20 protein-coding genes are annotated in these 21092 nt (G+C 46.5%); 10 read left to right on the top strand and 10 right to left on the bottom strand.

Annotated elements, in window-relative coordinates:
• Positions 1–90 precede the first annotated feature (90 nt).
• A complete protein-coding gene (locus ACSQ8P_RS21595) occupies positions 91–627 on the bottom strand; it encodes a DUF1572 family protein (protein WP_436237066.1) in 537 nt (178 codons plus the stop codon).
• A 149-nt stretch (positions 628–776) separates the two neighbouring features.
• On the opposite strand from ACSQ8P_RS21595, the gene ACSQ8P_RS21600 reads away from it, so the two are divergent.
• The 8 genes from ACSQ8P_RS21600 (at position 777) to mtnB (ending at position 9965) form a co-directional block, all read left to right on the top strand.
• Positions 777–1976, top strand: coding sequence for a pyridoxal phosphate-dependent aminotransferase (locus tag ACSQ8P_RS21600; protein ID WP_436237067.1), 1200 nt, complete (start codon positions 777–779; stop codon positions 1974–1976).
• A gap of 373 nt (positions 1977–2349) precedes the next feature.
• On the top strand, positions 2350–3450 hold the full coding sequence (gene proB, locus ACSQ8P_RS21605) for a glutamate 5-kinase (RefSeq protein WP_436237068.1): 1101 nt from the start codon (positions 2350–2352) through the stop codon (positions 3448–3450).
• Between the two features lie 40 nt (positions 3451–3490).
• Complete coding sequence (locus tag ACSQ8P_RS21610) at positions 3491–5194, top strand: proline--tRNA ligase (RefSeq protein WP_436237069.1); 1704 nt, start codon at positions 3491–3493, stop codon at positions 5192–5194.
• Positions 5195–5205: 11 nt separating this feature from the next.
• Positions 5206–6453: a glutamate-5-semialdehyde dehydrogenase gene (locus ACSQ8P_RS21615; protein ID WP_436237070.1), complete on the top strand. Its 1248-nt coding sequence runs from the start codon at positions 5206–5208 to the stop codon at positions 6451–6453.
• Positions 6454–6475: 22 nt separating this feature from the next.
• Complete coding sequence (proC, locus tag ACSQ8P_RS21620; protein ID WP_436237071.1) at positions 6476–7345, top strand: pyrroline-5-carboxylate reductase; 870 nt, start codon at positions 6476–6478, stop codon at positions 7343–7345.
• 60 nt (positions 7346–7405) lie between these two features.
• Entirely contained in the window at positions 7406–8674 is a 1269-nt protein-coding gene (locus ACSQ8P_RS21625; protein ID WP_436237072.1) for a 2,3-diketo-5-methylthiopentyl-1-phosphate enolase, read from the top strand.
• On the top strand, positions 8671–9333 hold the full coding sequence (locus tag ACSQ8P_RS21630; RefSeq protein ID WP_436237073.1) for a 2-hydroxy-3-keto-5-methylthiopentenyl-1-phosphate phosphatase: 663 nt from the start codon (positions 8671–8673) through the stop codon (positions 9331–9333). Before ACSQ8P_RS21625 ends, ACSQ8P_RS21630 begins: the two co-directional genes overlap by 4 nt.
• Positions 9330–9965: a methylthioribulose 1-phosphate dehydratase gene (mtnB, locus tag ACSQ8P_RS21635; protein WP_436237074.1), complete on the top strand. Its 636-nt coding sequence runs from the start codon at positions 9330–9332 to the stop codon at positions 9963–9965. The genes ACSQ8P_RS21630 and mtnB overlap by 4 nt, the downstream gene beginning before the upstream one ends.
• 150 nt (positions 9966–10115) lie before the next feature.
• Here mtnB and ACSQ8P_RS21640 read toward each other — a convergent pair whose 3' ends face one another.
• From ACSQ8P_RS21640 to ACSQ8P_RS21675, 8 genes are all read right to left on the bottom strand, one after another.
• Positions 10116–10805 carry a DnaD domain protein gene (locus ACSQ8P_RS21640; RefSeq protein WP_436237075.1) on the bottom strand — a complete coding sequence of 230 codons (690 nt, stop codon included), beginning with the start codon at positions 10803–10805 and terminating at the stop codon, positions 10116–10118.
• Between the two features lie 38 nt (positions 10806–10843).
• Positions 10844–12139 carry an asparagine--tRNA ligase gene (gene asnS, locus ACSQ8P_RS21645; protein WP_436239576.1) on the bottom strand — a complete coding sequence of 432 codons (1296 nt, stop codon included), beginning with the start codon at positions 12137–12139 and terminating at the stop codon, positions 10844–10846.
• A 65-nt stretch (positions 12140–12204) separates the two neighbouring features.
• On the bottom strand, positions 12205–13413 hold the full coding sequence (locus ACSQ8P_RS21650) for an acetate kinase (protein ID WP_436237076.1): 1209 nt from the start codon (positions 13411–13413) through the stop codon (positions 12205–12207).
• On the bottom strand, positions 13410–14282 hold the full coding sequence (locus tag ACSQ8P_RS21655) for a 3-hydroxyacyl-CoA dehydrogenase family protein (protein ID WP_436237077.1): 873 nt from the start codon (positions 14280–14282) through the stop codon (positions 13410–13412). Before ACSQ8P_RS21655 ends, ACSQ8P_RS21650 begins: the two co-directional genes overlap by 4 nt.
• Before the next feature lie 182 nt (positions 14283–14464).
• Positions 14465–15970, bottom strand: a complete 1506-nt coding sequence (locus ACSQ8P_RS21660; protein WP_436237078.1) for an AAA family ATPase — start codon at positions 15968–15970, stop codon at positions 14465–14467.
• The gene (locus ACSQ8P_RS21665; protein WP_436237079.1) at positions 15963–16499 is read right to left on the bottom strand and encodes a hypothetical protein; all 537 of its coding nucleotides are present in this window, start codon (positions 16497–16499) and stop codon (positions 15963–15965) included. The genes ACSQ8P_RS21660 and ACSQ8P_RS21665 overlap by 8 nt, the downstream gene beginning before the upstream one ends.
• A 143-nt stretch (positions 16500–16642) precedes the next feature.
• Complete coding sequence (locus ACSQ8P_RS21670) at positions 16643–17131, bottom strand: cell wall elongation regulator TseB-like domain-containing protein (protein ID WP_436237080.1); 489 nt, start codon at positions 17129–17131, stop codon at positions 16643–16645.
• A gap of 43 nt (positions 17132–17174) precedes the next feature.
• Positions 17175–18470: an amidohydrolase gene (locus ACSQ8P_RS21675; protein ID WP_436237081.1), complete on the bottom strand. Its 1296-nt coding sequence runs from the start codon at positions 18468–18470 to the stop codon at positions 17175–17177.
• Between the two features lie 258 nt (positions 18471–18728).
• Here ACSQ8P_RS21675 and ACSQ8P_RS21680 point away from each other — a divergent pair, with 258 nt between their 5' ends.
• Positions 18729–19355: a DUF47 domain-containing protein gene (locus ACSQ8P_RS21680; RefSeq protein ID WP_436237082.1), complete on the top strand. Its 627-nt coding sequence runs from the start codon at positions 18729–18731 to the stop codon at positions 19353–19355.
• Positions 19356–19414: 59 nt separating this feature from the next.
• A complete protein-coding gene (locus ACSQ8P_RS21685; RefSeq protein WP_436237083.1) occupies positions 19415–20416 on the top strand; it encodes an anion permease in 1002 nt (333 codons plus the stop codon).
• 54 nt (positions 20417–20470) lie between these two features.
• Here the strand turns inward: ACSQ8P_RS21685 and ACSQ8P_RS21690 are convergent, their stop codons facing one another.
• A complete protein-coding gene (locus tag ACSQ8P_RS21690; RefSeq protein WP_056614246.1) occupies positions 20471–21091 on the bottom strand; it encodes a redox-sensing transcriptional repressor Rex in 621 nt (206 codons plus the stop codon).
• Between the last annotated feature and the right edge of the window lies 1 nt (position 21092).

Genomic DNA, 21092 nt, shown 5'->3' on the forward strand with positions numbered 1-21092 from the left:
AATACTCCTTCCAGATCAAGAAAAATACGTATGTGTACATACTAGTCGAAATGTGCGCCTAACTCAACTAGCGGTCCAAATCAAACTAAACTACAACGTAGGTTTAAATAGCTTAGAATGACCTTTAGCGATACTGAGCGTCTGCCAATCCTGAGAAGACCAATGCTTACACAACAGAACAATTTGCCCAACATGATACCCATAATGAGAAACCTGACGTTGAATTGCCTGCAATACAGTATGACTTTCACCTCGAATACGTACAAGCGACAGCACATCCTCAGATGACAGTGAGCGAAGTGTTGCGAATAACACTTGCCAGCCATCTTCCCAAAGGGCAAGCAATTCTTCTCGGGAAAGACGATCCCCTTCAAACTCGCCATCGCGATCTCGCCATTCTTTTTCTCCATCCGAGGTTAAAAAATCGGTCCAACGGGACAACATATTCCCATGCATATGCTTAATGATCACTTCTAGGGAATTCGACGCTTCATCTAATCTCTGATAAAAAAAGACCTCATTTGTCTGGGCAAACGCTTTATCCCCCAACTTCTTCATACTTTGAAAAGCACGTATCGATTCCTGCAGAAAAACATCCGCTACATAAGCTTGATCTGTAATCCTCATTCATCTCCTTCGCCTATCTTTGCTTTCATCATATGACAATGTCAAAATGAAGTACAATCGATTATCTTCATCGACTATGAAAAAAAGTTTAATCATGTTACATTTAGGGTATAGTTTAAAATCCCGACCTCCGGAGTGTGAATTAAGCCGTGACCAACAGTCCATCAACAACTTCTCGCTTTACAATACAGCCTGCTGAACGCATGAAAGGTCTACCGACACAATTCTTCGCAACACTTGTTGGCAAAGCTAATGCCCAGATCGCAGCTGGCCATGACGTTATTAATTTGGGCCAAGGGAATCCAGACCGCCCTACGCCTCCGCATATTGTAGCTTCCATTCAGGAAGCTTCTGCAAATCCGTTGTATCATAAATATCCGCCATTCAGTGGTTTTCCATTTCTGAAACAAGCAATTGCACAGCGTTATAAAGAGGATCACAACGTGGATTTGGATCCTGATACAGAAGTTGCTATTCTTTTCGGTGGTAAAACAGGTCTCATTGAAATCGCTCAATGCTTATTGAATCCCGGTGATGTCTGCCTTGTTCCTGATCCTGGCTATCCTGATTATTGGTCAGGTGTCGCGCTGGCAGGTGCCGAAATGGCATTCATGCCGCTACGTGAAGAAAATAACTTCCTGCCTGACTATTCGCAGTTAAAGCAGTCTGACTTAGACCGCGCCAAGCTGATGTTCATTAATTATCCGAACAACCCGACAGGTGCGACGGCTCCCGCTTCTTTCTATGAAGAAACCGTTGCATTCGCCGAGAAAAACGGTGTCGTTGTAGCCAGTGATTTCGCCTATGGGGCAATTGGCTTTGATGGTCAGAAGCCGATCTCCTTCCTTCAAACGCCTGGTGCCAAGGAAGTAGGCATCGAGTTCTATACCTTGTCCAAAACATACAATATGGCCGGCTGGCGTGTTGGCTTTGCCCTTGGAAACAAAGAAGTGATTCGCCTCATTAACTTGATGCAGGATCACTACTATTGCTCTTTGTTTGGCGGTATTCAAGCAGCGGCTGCTACAGCATTAACTGCCTCACAAGACTGCGTAACTGAACTGCGTGATGTATATGAATCTCGTCGTAATGCGCTGTATACAGCACTTACAAGCATCGGCTGGAACGCTAAGCCATCCCAAGGTTCGTTCTTCTCTTGGTTGCCAGTGCCAAAGGGACATTCGTCCCAGAGCCTAGCTGATCTTCTTTTGGAAGAGGCTAAAGTTGTCGTGGCTCCAGGAGTTGGCTTCGGTACGCATGGTGAGGGCTATGTCCGACTTGGCCTCCTTTCTTCGGAGGAGCGCTTGGCAGAAGCTGTACAGCGGATTGGGAAGTTGAATCTTTTTTAAGGAAGTAATGCGGGAATCTGGCCTTTTTCTACTTTACAAAGTCTCGCGTACCATGCTATTCTAGATAGAATTAAAATTCCAAACAGCAACGTTATGATGGGAATAGTACGAATCGTGCCGCACGTAACCAGGGAGTAAGCTCCACCGACTGAGAGAGCTTGCCGTGAACCGAATCCGAACCCGCCCCTGAACCGTCAACGATGAGTTGAACAGAGCCCTACTGTTATACAGGGAATCTAGAGTTGAGCGCTTTCTATTTGACATGCGCTAATCTAAGGTGGTACCGCGGAAGCAACAGACTTTCGTCCTTATGTTTTAAGGGCGGGAGTCTTTTTTGTATCTACATAGTTGGAAACCGAAGGATGGGATGAAAATGACTCAGCGAATCGTCGTCAAGATCGGCAGCTCCTCGTTAACTTCTGATACGGGTGGCTTGAATCCGGATAAAATACGCTTTTTTGCGGCCGAACTAGCGCAATTGCAGCGCAGCGGCAGCCAAGTGCTGCTCGTGACATCAGGCGCAGTAGCCGCAGGCTTCACTTCCCTTGGCTACCGCACACGGCCCAAGGTGCTGCATGAGAAGCAGGCCGCCGCAGCCGTCGGCCAAGCGCTCTTAATGCAGGCGTACCATGAAGCATTTGCTTCCCACGGCGTAAGCGTGGCGCAAATTCTGCTTACCCGGTACGACTTCTCCAACCGCAAGCGCGTGCAGAACGCGATGATGACGATTGACGAGCTCCTGCAGCGCGGCGTCGTCCCGATTATTAACGAGAACGACACCGTCTCGGTGGATGAACTGAAATTCGGCGACAATGATACGTTGTCGGCGCTAGTGGGCAATTTGGTCAAAGCGAACAAATTGATCATCATTACGGATATGGACGGCCTGTACACGGACGATCCTCGTAAGAACGCGAACGCACAGCGCATCGAACGCGTAGACGCCATCAGCGATGAGTTGTTCAGCTTCGCTGGAGGCTCTGGGAGCGCGGTCGGCACCGGCGGCATGCGCTCCAAGGTCGAGGCCGCCCGCATCGCGATGCGCGGGGGCGTGCCAGTCTTCATCGGGCGCGTACTTGAGGAGGGTGATCTGAACCTTGCCGTTGCCGGTACCGGCAAGGGAACGTACTTTGACACGGCACTGAACAATCTGCCGGTCAAGAAGCAGTGGGTCGGCTTTCACTCGCTGCCCCAAGGGCAAATCATCGTTGATCAAGGGGCGAAAGCAGCCCTGATCAACGGTGGGAAGAGCCTGCTCCCCGCTGGCATCACGGCAGCGGTTGGCGACTTCCACCCCGGCGACGTTGTCGAGGTGATCTGCAGTGAAGGCGCGCTGCTGGGCCGCGGCGTTGTCAATTATGCGGCTTGGCAAGTGCAAGCCGCGGCAGGCCTATCTACCGACGAAGTCCAGAAACGCGTCGAAGTGTCGCGCATCGAAGTCATTCACCGCGATGAATGGGTGCCTTTGACCTAAACGTGAATCCACCTATAGAAAGCGAGGTTCTCCCTTACTAATGAGACAACAACGATTACTTAATCCAACATTACGAGATGTACCGGGAGATGCCGAAGCGGCTAGTCACCGACTCATGCTGCGAGCAGGACTCATTCGTCAGCTGTCCAGCGGTATTTATTCCTACTTACCCTTGGGTCTCAAGGCCCTGCAACATATTCAAACCATCGTTCGGGAAGAAATGGACCGCGCAGGTGCGCAAGAAATGCTCATGCCTGCCCTCCATCCTGCCGAATTATGGAAAGCCTCTGGTCGTTGGGATGTCTACGGACCTGAATTAATGCGACTCCAAGACCGCAACGGCCGTGAGTTTGCTTTAGGCGCGACACATGAGGAAGTTATTACCACACTCGTCAAAGATGAGATTCATTCTTATAAAAAGTTACCTGTCACGTTATATCAAATCCAAACGAAATATCGCGATGAACGCAGGCCAAGATTCGGCCTTTTGCGTGGGCGTGAGTTTTTAATGAAGGATGCCTACTCCTTCGATCGCTCAGCGAGCGAGCTCGATGCCAGTTATCAAGCGATGTTTGACGCTTATGTCAATATTTTCACACGCTGCGGTCTACAGTTCCGTGCTGTTGAAGCGGATTCCGGTGCAATCGGCGGTACAGATACGCATGAATTCATGGCCTTAGCGGATGTCGGAGAGGATACGATCGTGCATTGTCCTTCCTGTCAGTATGCGGCTAATTTAGAGAAAGCCTCTGGGATCATTGCCAATAAAGATACATCATCTATTGACGTGCCCCATGCACAGCCAACGAAAGTTCATACACCTGGCGTAACGAGCATCAAACAATTAAGCCAGTTCCTTCACATTGAACCACAACAAATTATTAAATCAGTCGCTGTTCAAGCACAAGGCAAGCCTGTGATCGTGCTCGTACGTGGCGATCTGGAACTCAATGAAATCAAGCTGAAGCACGTTCTCGGTGTAGATGAAATCACCAAGCTTCCCGAAGCTGAAATCACTGCGCTTGGTTCGATAGCCGGTTTTATTGGACCAATTGGTCTAACGACCGTTAAACGAATTGCAGACACATCAATTAGAGGCTTAAACAACGCGGTTGTTGGCGCCAATGAAGCGGACTATCATCTTCAGAACGTAGATGTTCAGCGTGATCTGACTGACATCACCTATGCAGACGTTCGCAATGTCGGTCAAGGTGAAAGCTGTATCCACTGCGGGCATGAACTCGCTTTTGCAAAAGGCATTGAAGTTGGGCACGTATTTAAGCTCGGCACCAAATATAGTGAGTCCCTAGGCGCTTCTTTCACCGATGAGAATGGGCTCTCCGAGTCGATGATTATGGGTTGCTATGGGATCGGCGTATCCCGCGTGTTGGCTGCCATCATTGAACAGCATCAGGATGAGCGAGGCATTATCTGGCCTAACACGATCGCCCCTTATGCAATTCATCTTCTAACTGTTCACGTTGCTGATGAAGCTCAAATGACTTTATCGGAAGAGCTGTATCAATCCTTAACTCGCGCAGGCTACTCCGTCCTTTGGGATGATCGCGAGGAACGTCCAGGCGTGAAATTTAATGATGCCGATTTACTCGGCTTCCCATTACGACTAACAGTCGGTAAAAAATCGAACGAACGCATTGTCGAATGTAAAGAACGACGCAGCGGTTCTTCCTATGAGCTTAACGTGGAACAATTGTTAACACATTGCCAATCCTTTTTCAACTAGGAGGTCCTCCCATGAGTGAAGTTATTAATAAATCCAAGCTTGCTAAGCAAGCTGCCCAAGCAATGGGCAATCTTACAACTGAGCAAAAGAATACAGCCTTGTTGCTGATGGCAGACGCCTTAATTACGGAGCAACAAGCGATCATTGAAGCCAATAGCAAGGATTTGCAGCGTGGCAAAGAGCTGGGCACTAGCGCTTCTCTGCTAGACCGATTGGCGTTAAACGAAACGCGCATTGCGGCGATGGCCGAAGGCCTTCGTCAAATCGCAGAGCTGCCTGATCCGATTGGGGATACGTTGGAGTCCTTTGACCGTCCGAATGGATTGCGGATTCGCAAAATCCGTGTACCTCTAGGCGTCATCGGAATTATTTATGAAGCAAGACCGAACGTAACGGTTGATGCTGCAGGCTTATGTCTTAAAACTGGCAACGCGGTTGTGCTCCGTGGTGGATCCTCTGCTCTATTTTCCAATGAGAAAATTGTGGAGGTGCTGCATACAGCCTTAGAGCGTTCTGAACTGCCGGCTGATGCCCTGCAATTAATCCTTAGCGCTGATCGCAGCTCCGTCGATGAAATGCTGAAGCTGAATGGCCTCATCGACGTGCTAATTCCACGTGGTGGACACTCACTTATTCAAAATGTTGTCAATAACGCGTCCGTCCCAGTCATTGAAACAGGTGCAGGGGTGTGTCATACTTTTATAGATCAAAGTGCACAGCTCGATATGGCAATTCGAATCGGGATTAATGCGAAGGCGCAACGTCCTTCTGTTTGTAATAGTATGGAGACTTTGCTTGTACACGAAGCCATTGCGGAGAAGCATTTAGCAGCGATTGCTGAAGCATTCCAAGGCGTTCATGTTGAGCTGCGGGGTGACGAGCGTTCAAGAGCTTTAGTACCTAGCATGGTGGTTGCTGAACAAGCTGCTTGGGGAACGGAGTACGGAGATTATATTTTAAACATCAAAGTTGTTAAGAATCTAGATGAGGCGTTAGCTCACATTCGTAACTACGGCACGATGCACTCGGAGTGTATCGTAACGGAAGATGCTGCCAATGCAGAGAAATTCCTGCAAGAAGTAGATGCTGCTGCTGTCTATCATAATGCATCGACGCGCTTTACAGATGGCTTTGAGTTTGGATTCGGAGCCGAGATCGGCATCTCCACACAGAAGCTTCATGCTCGTGGTCCTATGGGGCTGCCTGCTTTAACTTCAACCAAATACCGCGTCTACGGAAGCGGACAAATACGCGAATAAATCTTAGGGGGAGGAACAGCGAATGTCAATCATGTTATCGCAAACTAAAATTGCTTTTGTAGGCGCAGGCTCCATGGCTGAAGCCATCGTCCGCGGCCTTATTCAGACGAAAGTCGCGAATCCGCAAAACGTTTATATGATGAATCGCTCCAATCAGGATCGCTTGGCATTTTTATGCTCGGAATATGGCGTTCAAGCAACTTCAGATCAAGCGACGAAAAATACAATTATTCAAGAAGCCGACGTTGTTGTTCTCTGTATGAAGCCTAAAGATGTGGAATCTTCTTTTGCAGAGCTTCAGCCTCTTTTGAGCGAGCGTCAGCTGTTAATTTCCGTAATTGCAGGCCTTTCCATCGAAAAAGCTGAAAGACTTCTGCAGTCCAACTTACCAATCGTTCGTACGATGCCAAATACATCCTCCACCATCGGATTAGGCGCAACAGGAATGAGCTTCTCGTCTAAGGTTAATGATACATTCAAGCAGCTTGCCATCCAAATGTTTGAAGCGGTTGGAACTGTCACGATTGTAGAAGAAAACAAGCTTGAAATCCTTACAGGCATATCGGGGAGCGGTCCTGCCTATGTGTATTACCTCATGGAAGCGATGATTAAAGCGGGAATCGAAGGCGGACTAACCGCAGAAGATGCGAATCAATTAACGCTTCAAACGGTGCTAGGCGCAGCGCACATGGTACAAAATACGAAGGAACACCCTGCTGATTTACGCCGTAAAGTGACGTCTCCTAACGGAGCTACGCATGCTGCTATTGAAGCTTTGGATCGCTATCAGTTCGACGAAGCTATCCATCAAGCTGTACTGCATTGCGCCGCTCGTACGAAGGAAATGGGCGAGCAAATCGCGGCGAACAGTCCTGTAGGCAAATCGGTCTAATCTATTTTCTCCCGTCTATATGTTAGTTTGAATTCTAGTTAAAGCAGGTGAAGGTTCGTTATGAGTTCATATTGTTTAGCAACCTATCGGAGTTTCGATGAGAAAGCCGATTTTCATAAAAAAGCAACCAGCATCGCAGTTGGTCTTACAGTTGGCAGTTGGACGGAACTACCTGAGGCTCAGAAAGCTTCCATGGAGAAGCATTTGGGTAAGGTCGTTTCCGTTGAAGTCCACGAGCCTGGGACTGGTGAACCTATTTCGGGACGTTATGCGGATATCACCATCGCTTATCCAGATGTGAACTATAGCCGGGATATCCCTGCTCTGTTAGTGACGGTGTTCGGCAAGCTGTCTATGGATGGCAAAATAAAGCTGATCAACCTTGCTTTCTCTTCTGATTTCCTCGCTGGGTTCCCTGGTCCGAAATTCGGCATGCAAGGTGTTCGTGATCTGCTTGGCGTGCATGACCGTCCGCTGCTCATGAGTATCTTCAAATCCGTTGTTGGGTATGAATTGCCGGCGCTGCGTGAACAATTTTACTTGCAAGCCGCTGGTGGCGTCGATCTGATCAAGGATGACGAGATTTTATTCGAAAATCCATTAACGCCAATGGAGAAACGCATTGCTATTTGTCTCGAAGCAGCTGAGCAAGCCACGAAGGAAACGGGTCAAAAGCTGCTCTATGCGGTTAATTTGACAGGTTCAACCTCCAAACTTGCTTCACAAGCCAAGAAAGCCATTGCAGCGGGCGCCAATGCTTTGCTTTTTAACGTGTTGGCGTACGGCTTCGATGTTCTACATGAGTTAAGCTCAGATCCGGACATCAACATTCCGATTATGGCACATCCTGCCTTGGCTGGAGCAACTTATCCGTCACCGCACTACGGCATCTCTCCTTCTGTCCTACTGGGCAAGTTAATGCGTCTTGCTGGCGCTGATTTGGTGCTATTCCCTTCCCCATATGGCTCCGTTGTGATGCCGAAGGAAGAGAATTTGGCCATTAAGCACGTGTTGCTAACGCAGGATTTACGTAAAGATTACACGTATCAGGCGCCGTCTGATGTAGAATTAAAATTAGCATCAAGCTTTCCTGTTCCTTCCGCGGGTATCCATCCAGGTCTAGTTCCGTTCATTTTGCGTGATTTCGGACAGGATGTTATCGTGAACGCCGGAGGTGGTATCCACGGTCACCCGATGGGAACGATCGCGGGAGGACAAGCATTCCGCCAAGCGATTGATGCGACTTTACAAGGCAAAACATTACGCGAATACGCCCTAACACATCCAGAGCTACAATCAGCTATTGACACATGGGGGATTAGAGAATGAGCAAGGAACGCATTATCTTTTGTGACTTTGACGGTACGATCACCGTTAACGATAACATTGTAGCGATTATGAAGCATTTCAATCCTGAAGGTTGGGAAGGCATCGTCGAGCAAATTGTGACACAGCAAATATCCATTCGCGAAGGTGTTGGGGCCATGTTTGCCCTCCTGCCTACCTCACGTAAATCGGAGATTGTGGAATATGCCATCAACAATGCAACTATCCGGGATGGTTTTGAAGCGTTTGTTGCTTATTGCAAGGAGCAAGGAGTTACCCTTTTGATCACTAGCGGAGGTATTGATTTCTTTATTTATCCACTACTTCGTGCGTTTGCGATTCCTGAGGATCATATTTATTGCAATGCCAGCTCGTTCGAAGGGGAAACCATCGAGATCCTATGGCCAAATCCGTGTGATGCTCACTGTCAAACAGATTGTGGTATGTGCAAAACAAGCATCATTCGTTCCTACGATCCAGAGCGGTATGAGCGAATTATTATCGGAGACAGCATCACCGATTTTGAAGGCGCTAAGCTAGTGGATACGATTTTTGCCAGATCCCATCTCATTGAGCGTTGCGATCAACTTGGCTATGCGTACCACCCCTTCGAAACGTTCTTCGATATCATTAAGCAATTGGAGGCTGAACCCGTCAAATGAGTATTTTACTAGAAGAAAAACAGCGTGCCTTCGCTGAATTGCGAGACATCAAAGCAAATTTAGCGGCGCGCGGATGGTTTCCTGCAACAAGTGGCAACTTATCTGTTCGTGTTGGCGGCTTTGAACCAAATGCTTTCACCTTCGCTATTACGTCTAGCGGTAGAGATAAATCCGTCCAAACTCCCGAGGATTTCCTTCTCGTCAATGAGAAAGGTTTGCCGACGGAAGCTACTAGCCTTAAGCCATCTGCCGAAACATTGATCCATAGTGAGATTTACCGGTTAACAGGCGCTGGCGCTATCTTCCACGTGCACACGATTTACAATAACTTAGCATCCGAGTTGTATGGCGAACGTGGGAGCATTCCAGTTGATGGCGTTGAGTTGATCAAAGCATTCAACATTTGGGATGAAGAAGCACAAATCGAAATCCCAATTCTGCCAAACTATGCGGAAATTCCGCGTATTGCTGAGCTTGTTGAAGGTGCGATCGTACCTCGTATTCCAGGAATCGTGCTTCGTAAGCACGGGATCTACGCCTGGGGCGCGAATGCTTTTGAAGCGAAGCGTCACCTTGAAGCATTCGAATTCTTATTCGAATATGTGTACCGCTTGCATGTAATGAACAAGTAAGCGTGATTCTTGCGTGTAAGTCGATTTTTTCGACTTATGGTGCATCAGGCCGCTTTTGGCCGAGTTATTGCTGGTTTCTCCAGCTAACTCGGTACAATAATAAAAACGCCCATTTCCTCTCCCTTTCGGAGTGAAAATGGGCGTTTTCCATTATCGCGACTGTCTAAACCGCTGCGAATACTCTTTGGCCTGATCAACTGTCGAGACGCGATTGCGACTCCAATCCAGCAAAATCCGATCAATATACCGGAAATGGACTTTCCCGGCAAACACGGCTTCCTTCAAAGCTGTCATGATCAGCTCTTCTTTGTACATATCTTTGTCCAACCAATTACTGATCGTTTCCAGCTCCATTGGCGTTAGTGGTCTAGCGAATTCATTTTCGATCGTTGTATAAATGTTCTTCACACTGTCATCGCTTGGTGCTTGTCTAAGGACCGCCGCCGACTCCGCTAACTCTTTCAGCTGCTGCTCCGCCACGCGTTTCGCTAATTTCTTATAAAGCGGCGTCAGGTTATACTGCTCACTTCGGAACCCTGTTGTTTCGTGCGTATCCTCATCGATCGCGATAAACTGCTCCCGAATCAGCTTTTGCACACTGGCAATAACGACATCTGGTGAAGCCGACATCCGCTCCTGGATTTCATCCAGCGTCGGGAACGTATTCCTATCCTTTTCAACAAAGGAAATGAAATGGATAAGTGTCATAACATCAACTTCACTCAAAAGTAGTGCACGATAATGCTTGAGCAATAGACTCGGTACCGCGACACTCCCCTCCATAAAGCTATTCATCAGGATCGCTTCGACCTTCATCTGTGTATTTGATTGCGTACTCATATGTCTTTCCCCTTTCTCCCCATGGACAATGCCACTACTTAAGGGTATAGACGGTATAACAAACGTGGGAATGGGATGGTTTCACGCACATGATCCAAACCGCAAATCCAAGCTACTGTACGTTCTAAGCCTAAACCAAAGCCGGAATGAGGCACAGTACCGTATTTACGAAGATCCAAGTACCACTGATACGCCTCTTGAGAAAGCTCGTGCTCCTTGAAACGCTGCTCCATTAATTCAGGGTCATCAATCCGTTGACTTCCCCCGATAATTTCACCATAGCCCTCTGGCGCGATCATATCGGCACACAGCACGACTTCCGGACGACTTGGATCTGGTTTCATATAAAAAGCCTTAATCTCCGTTGGCCAGTGGGTAATAAATACTGGCGTTTCGTATTGAGCTGCAATCGCTGTCTCATGAGGAGCTCCGAAATCTTCTCCCCATGCGAATTCATGCCCATTCTTTTGCAAATAGTCGACAGCCTCATCGTAGGTGATACGCGGGAAGCTGCCTTTAATTTTCTCCAGCTTGGAAGTATCCCGCTCCAACGTTTCAAGCTCAGCTTGGCAATTCTGCAGCACCGTTTGCACGATATGCGATACGAATTGCTCCTGTACCTCCAGGTTTTCGATGTGATCCACGAAAGCCATCTCTGGCTCGATCATCCAGAACTCGATGAGGTGTCTGCGTGTCTTCGATTTCTCCGCACGGAAGGTTGGACCGAAGGAATATACGCGGCCTAGCGCCATCGCTGCTGCTTCCATGTAAAGCTGTCCGCTTTGCGTCAGAAACGCATCTTCATCGAAGTATTTCGTGTGGAACAAGTTGGTCGTGCCTTCACAAGAGGATGGTGTCAAGATTGGTGGATCCACCAAATGAAACCCTCTGTCATTGAAGAACGCTTGAACCGCTTTGATAATTTCTGCCCGAATGACAAGAACCGCACGCTGACGCGGGCTCCGAATCCACAGGTGACGATTGTCCATTAGGAAATCCACGCCATGCTCTTTCGGTGTAATCGGATACTCTTCAGTGATTTGAATAATTTCTACGCCAGTCACGTCGAGCTCGAAACCGCCTTTAGAGCGTGTGTCTTCCTTTACTTTTCCCGTTATGTATAAGGAGCTCTCTTGAGTTAGCTTAGAAGCTGCTTCCCACACCTCTTCACTCACTTCACTTTTAACTACAACACCTTGTATATATCCCGAACCGTCACGAAGCTGCAAAAACTGAATTTTACCACTTGAGCGTTTCTTGTTTAGCCAACAGCCTATGGTAACTGACTCGCCGACATGATGTTTGACTTCACCTATTGTACTTTTCATTTGGATATCCTTCCTCCCTAGAACTGAAGATTATTTCTATTGTACACTATTTCAGGATTTCCACGAAAGAATCAGCTGGTCTGCGATTGCACCAGACTATAAGTATCCTGTGCGATGACCCATTCTTCATTCGTTGGAATAACAAGCGCTTCAACCTTTGAACCGAGCCTCGTTATTCGCTTTTCTATGCCTCTTCCTAGCAGGTTCGCTTCCTCATCAAAATCAACCCCAAGGAAGCTCAAACTCTCGCATACCGCTTTACGCAGCAGCGCGGAATTCTCGCCTACACCCGCCGTAAACACAATCGCATCGACGCCATTCATCGCTGCGGCGTAAGCCCCGATGTATTTGCGCAGCCGATACCCATACATTTCAAAAGCCAGGATTGCGTTCTTATCGCCCGCTTCCACCGCTTCCACGATCTCCCGCATATCGCTGGAGATCCCCGAGATCGCCTGCAGGCCGCTATGCTTATTCAGCATGGAGCTTACCTCGCCGATCGTCAAATCCTCCTTGCCCATCACATAGGGCACGATGGCAGGATCGAGATCGCCGCTGCGCGTGCCCATCATCAGACCTTCGAGCGGGGTCATCCCCATGCTCGTGTCAACCGACTGGCCGCCCCATACAGCGGTGCAGGAAGCGCCATTACCTATGTGACAGGTAATGAGCTTCAACTGCTCCAGCGGGCGTCCTAGGAAGGCAGCGGCACGCTCGCTCACGTACTTGTGCGACGTACCGTGGAAGCCGTAGCGTCGCACCTTGTGCTTCCGGTAGAGTGCCATCGGCACCGGATACAGATAGGCCTTCGCCGGCATCGTCTGATGGAAGGCGGTGTCGAAGACGACAGCCTGCGGCACGCCAGGCATGTTCACATCCACCGCCGAGATGCCCAGCATATGCGCTGGATTATGCAGCGGCGCCAAATCGAAGAGACGCCGGATCTCCTTCTTCACCTCGTCCGTGACGAGGACGGAGCTCTTGAAGGATTCGCCGCCGTGAACGACACGGTGGCCAACGGCATCAATCTGTGAGATGGCGGTCAGCACGCCATGCTCCGGATGAACAAGAACATCTAGCACTCTGCGAATGGCCGTTGTATGCTCTAGAATTTCATCCACCTTGTGAAATTCGGGTTTACCCGCTGGTTCGTGCATCAGGATAGCGGTGTCCATCCCAATGCGCTCTACTCTACCCTTGGCAAGCACATTCGCATTTTCCATATCATAGAGCTGATATTTTACTGAAGAACTGCCGGCATTAATCACGAGAATATTCATAGCCGGTCACCATCCTTGTCGTAACGGAAGAAACCTTCTCCCGTCTTAGCGCCAAGATGCCCCGCACGAACCATTTGCTTCAGCAAATACGATGGACGATATTTGATATCTCCGTATTCACGGAACATCCCTTCCAGGGCAGCCAATACAGCATCCAGCCCGAATCGATCACACATCTCAAGTGGACCATGCTTGAAATCATAGCCTATACGCATCGCTTGATCGATATCTTCTGCAGAAGCGACACCTTCGGATAAGGTGTGAAGCGCCTCATTAATGAGAGTGCAGATTAATCTTGTTGTAATATATCCCGGCGATTCATTCACTTTAATACTCTTTTTCGTGAGTACATCGTCAACGAATTGGCGTGTAAGATTATACGTCTCATCCGACGTTTTCATAGCCCGCACGATTTCAACAAGATTCACTTTCGCTACGGGATGTAGAAAATGTAAGCCAATGACACGCTCTGGATGCGTCGTGATCGCTGCAATCTCCGTTACACTTAACGTAGAAGTATTCGTTGCTAATATAATTTGAGGGGAACAAATTTGATTGAGCTGGAAAAAGACATGCTTTTTCGCATTCAAATCTTCTGAAATCGTTTCAATCACGAGCTCGCAGGAAGCCATATCCTGAATCGAGTTGGCTCGTTTGATTTTCGAAAGGATGGACTTCTTCTCTGCTTCCGTCAAAGCCCAACGCTCAATTTGCTTATCTAAACTGACCGTAATTAGCTCAATGGCGCGGTCTAGCTTTTCTGTTGTTTTCTCAGCAAGTATGACATCAAGACCACGAGCGGCCAGCATTTCGGAAATGCCCTGTCCCATCGTCCCTCCGCCAATTACACCTATTGTTCTAAACATCATAGCTTGTTTCTCCTTCATCCGAACTTCTGCCTTACTCTATTGTATTCGACATCTAATATTGAATTCAGCCGGAACTTCCGGTGCTGAACATCGAATTTTTTGAACACTCATTATAAGTATATGTATCATTCATACGTGTAGTAAAGCCAAGAACCGCTGACCTAATTGGCCAACGGTCATTATTATGCACTTTGTGACACAGAAGCGTCAAATAATGTACGAAAAGTATCACCAGAAAGTACTTCGTCCTTCATCAGAATGGCGAACGAATGCTCAAAGACACCTCGTTGCTCATCTAACATTTTCTTTGTACGCAGCATTAACGCATCCAGGATGGCAGCATTTTCTTTCATCAACTGTTCCTTCGTCACCATCTCACGATCAATAATACCTAAGCTGGTAAGTCCTGCATCCATCATGTTACGAACCATGGAAAGCGATTGTTCGAAATCGTTGCGAGATCCGGTACTGCGTCCGCCGTAAATCATTTCTTCCGCAGCAGCTCCACCAAGAGCAATCATGATCTGATCTTCGATATAATCTTTCGTATATAAATAATGATCCTGCGGCGGATTATGACGTACATACCCCAGCGCTTTCCCACGCGGACTTACTGTGACCTGGGAAACGGATCCTGGACGAACAAGTTCTGCAATAATAGCATGGCCTAATTCATGATAAGCCACACGTTCTTTCTCATCATTCGCCGTTTCTTTATCTGTTCGTTCACCCATCATAACCTTATCAATCGCCGAAGCCAAATGTGTCTGTTCAATCGCTGGTTTATCTTCACGCATCGCGTAAATAGCTGCTTCATTCAGCACACCCTCGAGCTGCGCGCCTGAGAAGCCAAAGGTTTGATCAGCCGTTTGCTCCAAAGTAACACCTTCAGCTAACGGTTTGTTTTTTGCATGGATTTGCAGAATAGCTAAGCGACCCTTTTTATCTGGCAAATCAACCTCAATATGGCGGTCAAAACGTCCAGGCCGCAGCAAAGCACTATCAAGCATTTCTTTTCGATTCGTCGCGGCAATAATGAGAATGCGCGGCGCATCATTTGTATGAATCCCATCCATCTCCGTCAACAATTGATTCAAGGTCTGATCATACTCACGCTGTTGACCACCATCACGTTTTCCACCAATAACATCAATCTCATCAATAAAAATAATAGCATTATCCTTGCCTTCTTTGACCGCACGAGCTCTTGCTTCCTTAAATAAATCACGTACACGGCTTGCTCCGACACCTACATACATCTCAACAAATTCACTGCCTGAAGCAGCCATATAAACAGAATTCGTATAATGCGCTGCCGCTTTAGCCATTAATGTTTTCCCCGTACCTGGAGGCCCTGTCAATAGCAATCCTTTAAGCGGACGAATGCCTAACTTCTTAATTTCCTCGTGTTTAATCAAGAAATCAAGTGCTTCCATTAATTCTTTCTTCGCCCGATCTTGTCCGCCAATTTCATCAAATGTGAGGAAAGAAGGGGTCCGATTTTTGCTTTTCCGATCTCCACCGCCTGCAGCAGCTCCGATACCGCCGCGGGTTTTCATCATATAGAATAACGAGCCACCAAGAGCAGTCACGAATAAAATTGGAATCACGTTCACACCTTGATAAGCTAAGAACACCAGAAGAACAGGAATAAATCCAATCCCAATTTCTTTATATATTTTACTCATTCGGCCACACTCCAATCTGGGAGATTCTTGGCATCATGATAAATTTTGTCGCATCACCATCTGTTAATCGAATGTAAACATTGTGCTCATCCATTTCGCTGTCTACGTTCGTATTAGGCACACCATTTGCATATTTCTGTAAAGTTGTTGGAATATCCGCATAATGCTTCGTTTCCATCGCTTGTGCTACCTCAAATAACGCTTTGGACCACAACTGATCCAGCTTATCCGAGGATTGATTCTTGATTGTTATATTTACAGAGCGCTTCCCGATGATTGATGCGCCTTCCTTGTTAATTAATTCAACAACTTGTCGTAAATTAGCCTCTGGCTTCAAAGTTAACTCAACATCCACTTGATTGGAAGAAAGCTTCATAGTTGAATTTGCTACACCCGGTGCAGTACTGATTATATGTGATAATGGATTTTCCATCGCAAAGCTTGTATAGGCGAACCATCCTCCAAAAAGTACACCAGCCGAAATAATTACGCTCAAAATAACAGGTAAAACGCGCAGCTTCATCTTCATAGATTGGCGTCCACCTTTCTGTAATGATATATTTGTATGCCTCTGAAGCAATACGATAAGTATATCACCACATACATACTCTATGCCTTATGTAAACAGTGGAAACACGAGAGTCATCTTTCATACAAAAAAACTCAACCTTCTTATTGAAGGCTGAGCCGGTAAGTATCCAAGTATGTACCATCTTTGAATCTATAGTAATCATAGAAATACTGCGTACCTCTATCATCCTTCGTCTTATAAAATACTTCCCAGACATAGTCATTTCCTAATTTGCCTGGTATAGCGCGCTCAATCTGACTGTTCGGCGCCTTTTTCAATACAGCAGCGCGGACTTGCTCTTCTGTAAAAGCTTCCTCCGCCATTTCCGTATGAACATCTTCAGCAGATACCCAAGCAATTAAACGCTGTCCAAGCTTATTCTCCCCATATACAATCTGAAACGGTTCATCTCCGTAGAAAAAATCTACCTTTGATGCCTTTGTCATCATACTGCCGACATAGGCTTTTTCAACAGCTGCACGCTTCTCATCCCAGTGTTCGTTCTGCACATTCAGGTAGAATCGGCTAAGCACAACACCCAGCGTTGCTACTATGAAAACGCCAAGTGTGATAGATCGCTTCGCATTCATAAGAGCCGCGCACCTCCCCAAAACCACTTACTTTGCCTACGCATTAGCCTTTTAGTCGATCAAAGCATAGTTCAAATTCACGTTTAATTTTCTCTTCATCTAATGTTAGGCATTCACCTTTACGGACGATCCACTTGCCATCAACGCACACATCAACGACATCTTTCGCACAAGCGGAGTACACAATGTGGGAAACGAAGTCCGTCTTCGGAAGGAAATGGGGTTGATCGATATCCAGTGCGATGAAGTCTGCTTTCATGCCGGGCTCAAGTAAACCAACATCCTCCAGCCAAATGGATTCTGCCCCCATTCGAGTTCCAAGCAACAAGGCTTCCTTCGCAGGGATTGCTAATGGATCACCAGTTACTCCTTTATGGATAAGTGCAGCCAATCGCATTTCCTCGAACATGTCCAAATTGTTGTTGGATGCCGCTCCATCCGTCCCTAAGGAAACTTTAACGCCAGCACGCAATAATTCAGGTAGTCGGGCAACACCACTCGCAAGCTTGAGATTGCTGCCCGGATTGTGGGACACACGTACATCATATTGTTTGAGAATGGCTATTTCTTCATCATTTAAATGGACGCCATGCGCAACAAGCGTTGGCCGAGTGAACACGCCTAGCTTTTCCAAGTGAGCCACAGGTCTAGCGCCATACTGTTCGACATTGCCTTCGACTTCACGTCGTGTTTCCGACATATGCGTGTGGATTGGAAGATTAAGATCATGTGCTGCTTGTACGATACGCTCGATATAATCTGGCGGACATGTGTAAGGTGCGTGCGGCGACATCATCGTTGTAATTCTGCCATCCGCCTTACCGTGCCAGTTTTTTGCGAATTCAGTTGCTTCAATCAGTTTAGCTGTTTGAACATCTGGCGGACATAATCCGATCACACCGCGGGTCAAAACGCCGCGCATACCCGACTCTTCAACCGCCAAGGCAACTTCATTCATATGGTCGTACATATCGACAAATGTCGTTGTGCCGCCTTTGATCATTTCAAGGATCGACAACCGCGTTCCCCATTTGACATCCTGCGAAGTGAATTTCCCTTCCATCGGCCACATTTTTTCCTCTAACCATACTTGCAGCGCAAGGTCGTCACCATAACCGCGAAGCAATGACATCGCAGCATGTCCATGTGTATTCACTAGGCCTGGCATATACAGCTTATTCGTTCCGTCAATCACTTCATCATAATTCTCTATTGGTTCGGGGACTTCTGCCCCGATGTATGTAATTTGACTGGCTTCGATAACCATACAGCCTTTTATAGATGTTTTGTCTTCCTTATTAGAAATAAAATTACCATTTAAAATTATTGTTTTTTTCATAGTAAAAAACCCTCTCTATGCTCATTCTATAAACAGCTACTGCTCCATAAACTTTACATCTTCAAGCTTGTAAAATCAAGGAAGCAGCGTACGATTCCTATGATGTTGAGAAATTGTAAATTGTCACGGAATTTTCGTTGCTTTAGCCCCAATGAATATGATACTTTAAACATTGTGAGTTTTTTCTACAATTTGGTCATTTTCAATTCACAAATTCGTTCAAAAACTTGTACATATAGTAAAAATTAGGAGGATTCTATGACAACGTTATTCACCAGAAAGAACGAAGTCGATTTCTTGCAACTTCTTATTCGTGCTGCAGAGAACGCTTTGCAAACAGCTCAACTGTTTCGCACGGCAATGATGGGTGATAAACCCCCAATTGAGTATGTTAAAGCGATTCATGATCTTGAACATGCAGGAGACTCCATCACACATGACATCTTCAGAGGATTAAACAAAGTATTTATCACGCCGATTGATCGAGAAGATATTATGATTCTAGCGTCCAAGGTCGATGATGTTACCGATGGTATTGAAGCTACGATTGCTCGTTTCGACTATTTGAATGTTTCTCATACGGATTCCTACATGAAAGATTTCTCAGGTGTGATTGTAGATTCCTGTCAACATATGTTAGATGCTTTTAAGCTTTTAGCAAAGAAAAAGTATATGCAAATTCCGGAGCACACCGTTGCTATAAATAAGCTTGAGAATGATGGAGATCGCTTGATGCGCGAAGGGATCCGTCAAATTTTTATAACACGTAAAGACGTGTACGAAGATTTTAAACTCAAAGAAATTTACGAGCGTTTGGAAGAAACAACCGATGCTTGCGAAGATGTGGCTAACATTCTAGACAGTGTAGTACTTCGTTACTCCTAAGACGAGATGTCCTGGTGTACGAAGATAGTTTTCCGATTGGAAAACGCTAGGAGGAATTCATGTTAACTTATTTGATCATAATCGTTGCACTAGCCCTGCTATTCGACTTCATCAACGGATTCCACGATACAGCTAATGCGATTGCGACTTCAATTTCTACCCGAGCATTAAGTCCTCGAGTCGCTATATTTATGGCTGCTTCACTTAATTTCGTTGGCGCCATGGTTTCTTCTGAGGTAGCCAAAACAGTAGGTGGAAGTATTGCCAATCCCGCTAAGATCGAGAATGGTGTTGAGATTGTTATTGCTGCCTTACTCGCGGCAATCATATGGAACCTGCTTACCTGGTACTTGTCAATTCCATCTTCGTCCTCCCACACGTTGCTTGGTGCCTTAGCTGGTGCGGTAATCGCGGGAGCAGGCTTCAATGGCGTAAACTGGAGTGGTTTCACACAAATTATTATCATTCTCATTTTATCACCAATTATCGCTTTCGTTCTAGGTTATCTCATCATGGTATTGATCAAATACATCGTGCTTTGGTCAGGGAATACCTCCCGGTCCAAGCTAAATCGTGGATTTCGTACGCTTCAAATCATTTCTGCCGGATTACTTTCGTACTCCCACGGTGGTAACGATGCGCAAAAAGCGATGGGGATTATCGTATTTGGTCTCGTTGCTGCCGGTGTACAAGATGATTTGAATGTGCCGATTTGGGTAAAGATTGCTGCAGCCCTCGCGATGGGTCTTGGAACATCAATTGGCGGATGGCGCATCATTAAAACGGTCTCAGGTAAAATTGTTAAAATTGAACCGATTAACGGTTTTGCTGCCGATTTAACATCTTCAATCGTCATTCAAATCTCAACCTTCATCGGTAAACCATTATCTACAACACATGTCATTTCCTCAGCGATCATCGGGACAGGCAGTGTCATGCGTTTCCATGAAGTACAATGGGGTACAGTAGGTCGCATGTTAATCACTTGGATTATTACCATTCCAATCTCAATGGTTCTTGCGTATACGCTGTACTTTGCGATATTCCGTTTAATTATGTAATAAACAATCAAAGGCACGACCCGCTGAAGCTGCGCGGGTCGTGCCTTTTTCATGCTAATCGAGATAATAGGCCAAGCTCTGAAGCTCTGTCGTGAAATCCGCATAATGCACTCGAACATCTGGAGGTACTTTAATGATGACGGGAGCAAAGTTTAAGATCGCTTCAATGCCACAAGCTACGAATTCATTCGCTACATTCTGTGCTTCGGCCGCGGGAACGGTTATAATACCGATCCGCACGCCAAGCTCAGACATAACCGACTTCATTTTATCCATGGGGAGCACAACTAAGTTATTAATCACTTCGCCTGTCTTAGATGGCATAGCATCGAATAAAGCCACAATTTTCATATCATTTCGTAGGTACGTATTATAATTGCAAAGTGCTCTGCCTAAGTTTCCTGCGCCAACGAGCGCAACTTGAATATGTCGATCTAATTTAAGAATCTGGCGAATCTTCTCGATCAAATAATTGATATCATAGCCGATTCCTTTTTTGCCAAACTCGCCAAAATAAGCTAAATCCTTCCTAATTTGAGCAGGATTCAGATCTAACTTTTGACCTAAATCCTGAGAAGAAACCGTGGAAACATTGTTCATTTGCAACTCGTTTAGATAACGTAAATAGATAGGTAATCTGCGGACAACAGCTTCCGAAATTTTTTGTGTTTTCACG

The sequence above is a fragment of the Paenibacillus sp. LjRoot153 genome (assembly GCF_964253085.1).
GTDB lineage: Bacteria > Bacillota > Bacilli > Paenibacillales > NBRC-103111 > Paenibacillus_E.

Coding starts and splice junctions, on each gene's coding strand:
- ACSQ8P_RS21630 (WP_436237073.1), top strand. CDS start 8,671: ATGAGCAAGGAACGCATTATCTTTTGTGACTTTGACGGTACGATCACC.
- ACSQ8P_RS21665 (WP_436237079.1), bottom strand. CDS start 16,499: ATGAAGATGAAGCTGCGCGTTTTACCTGTTATTTTGAGCGTAATTATT.
- ACSQ8P_RS21685 (WP_436237083.1), top strand. CDS start 19,415: ATGTTAACTTATTTGATCATAATCGTTGCACTAGCCCTGCTATTCGAC.
- proB (WP_436237068.1), top strand. CDS start 2,350: ATGACTCAGCGAATCGTCGTCAAGATCGGCAGCTCCTCGTTAACTTCT.
- ACSQ8P_RS21680 (WP_436237082.1), top strand. CDS start 18,729: ATGACAACGTTATTCACCAGAAAGAACGAAGTCGATTTCTTGCAACTT.
- ACSQ8P_RS21670 (WP_436237080.1), bottom strand. CDS start 17,131: ATGAATGCGAAGCGATCTATCACACTTGGCGTTTTCATAGTAGCAACG.
- mtnB (WP_436237074.1), top strand. CDS start 9,330: ATGAGTATTTTACTAGAAGAAAAACAGCGTGCCTTCGCTGAATTGCGA.
- ACSQ8P_RS21595 (WP_436237066.1), bottom strand. CDS start 627: ATGAGGATTACAGATCAAGCTTATGTAGCGGATGTTTTTCTGCAGGAA.
- ACSQ8P_RS21640 (WP_436237075.1), bottom strand. CDS start 10,805: ATGAGTACGCAATCAAATACACAGATGAAGGTCGAAGCGATCCTGATG.
- ACSQ8P_RS21660 (WP_436237078.1), bottom strand. CDS start 15,970: ATGAGTAAAATATATAAAGAAATTGGGATTGGATTTATTCCTGTTCTT.
- ACSQ8P_RS21650 (WP_436237076.1), bottom strand. CDS start 13,413: ATGAATATTCTCGTGATTAATGCCGGCAGTTCTTCAGTAAAATATCAG.
- ACSQ8P_RS21675 (WP_436237081.1), bottom strand. CDS start 18,470: ATGAAAAAAACAATAATTTTAAATGGTAATTTTATTTCTAATAAGGAA.
- ACSQ8P_RS21610 (WP_436237069.1), top strand. CDS start 3,491: ATGAGACAACAACGATTACTTAATCCAACATTACGAGATGTACCGGGA.
- ACSQ8P_RS21655 (WP_436237077.1), bottom strand. CDS start 14,282: ATGATGTTTAGAACAATAGGTGTAATTGGCGGAGGGACGATGGGACAG.
- ACSQ8P_RS21625 (WP_436237072.1), top strand. CDS start 7,406: ATGAGTTCATATTGTTTAGCAACCTATCGGAGTTTCGATGAGAAAGCC.
- proC (WP_436237071.1), top strand. CDS start 6,476: ATGTCAATCATGTTATCGCAAACTAAAATTGCTTTTGTAGGCGCAGGC.
- ACSQ8P_RS21615 (WP_436237070.1), top strand. CDS start 5,206: ATGAGTGAAGTTATTAATAAATCCAAGCTTGCTAAGCAAGCTGCCCAA.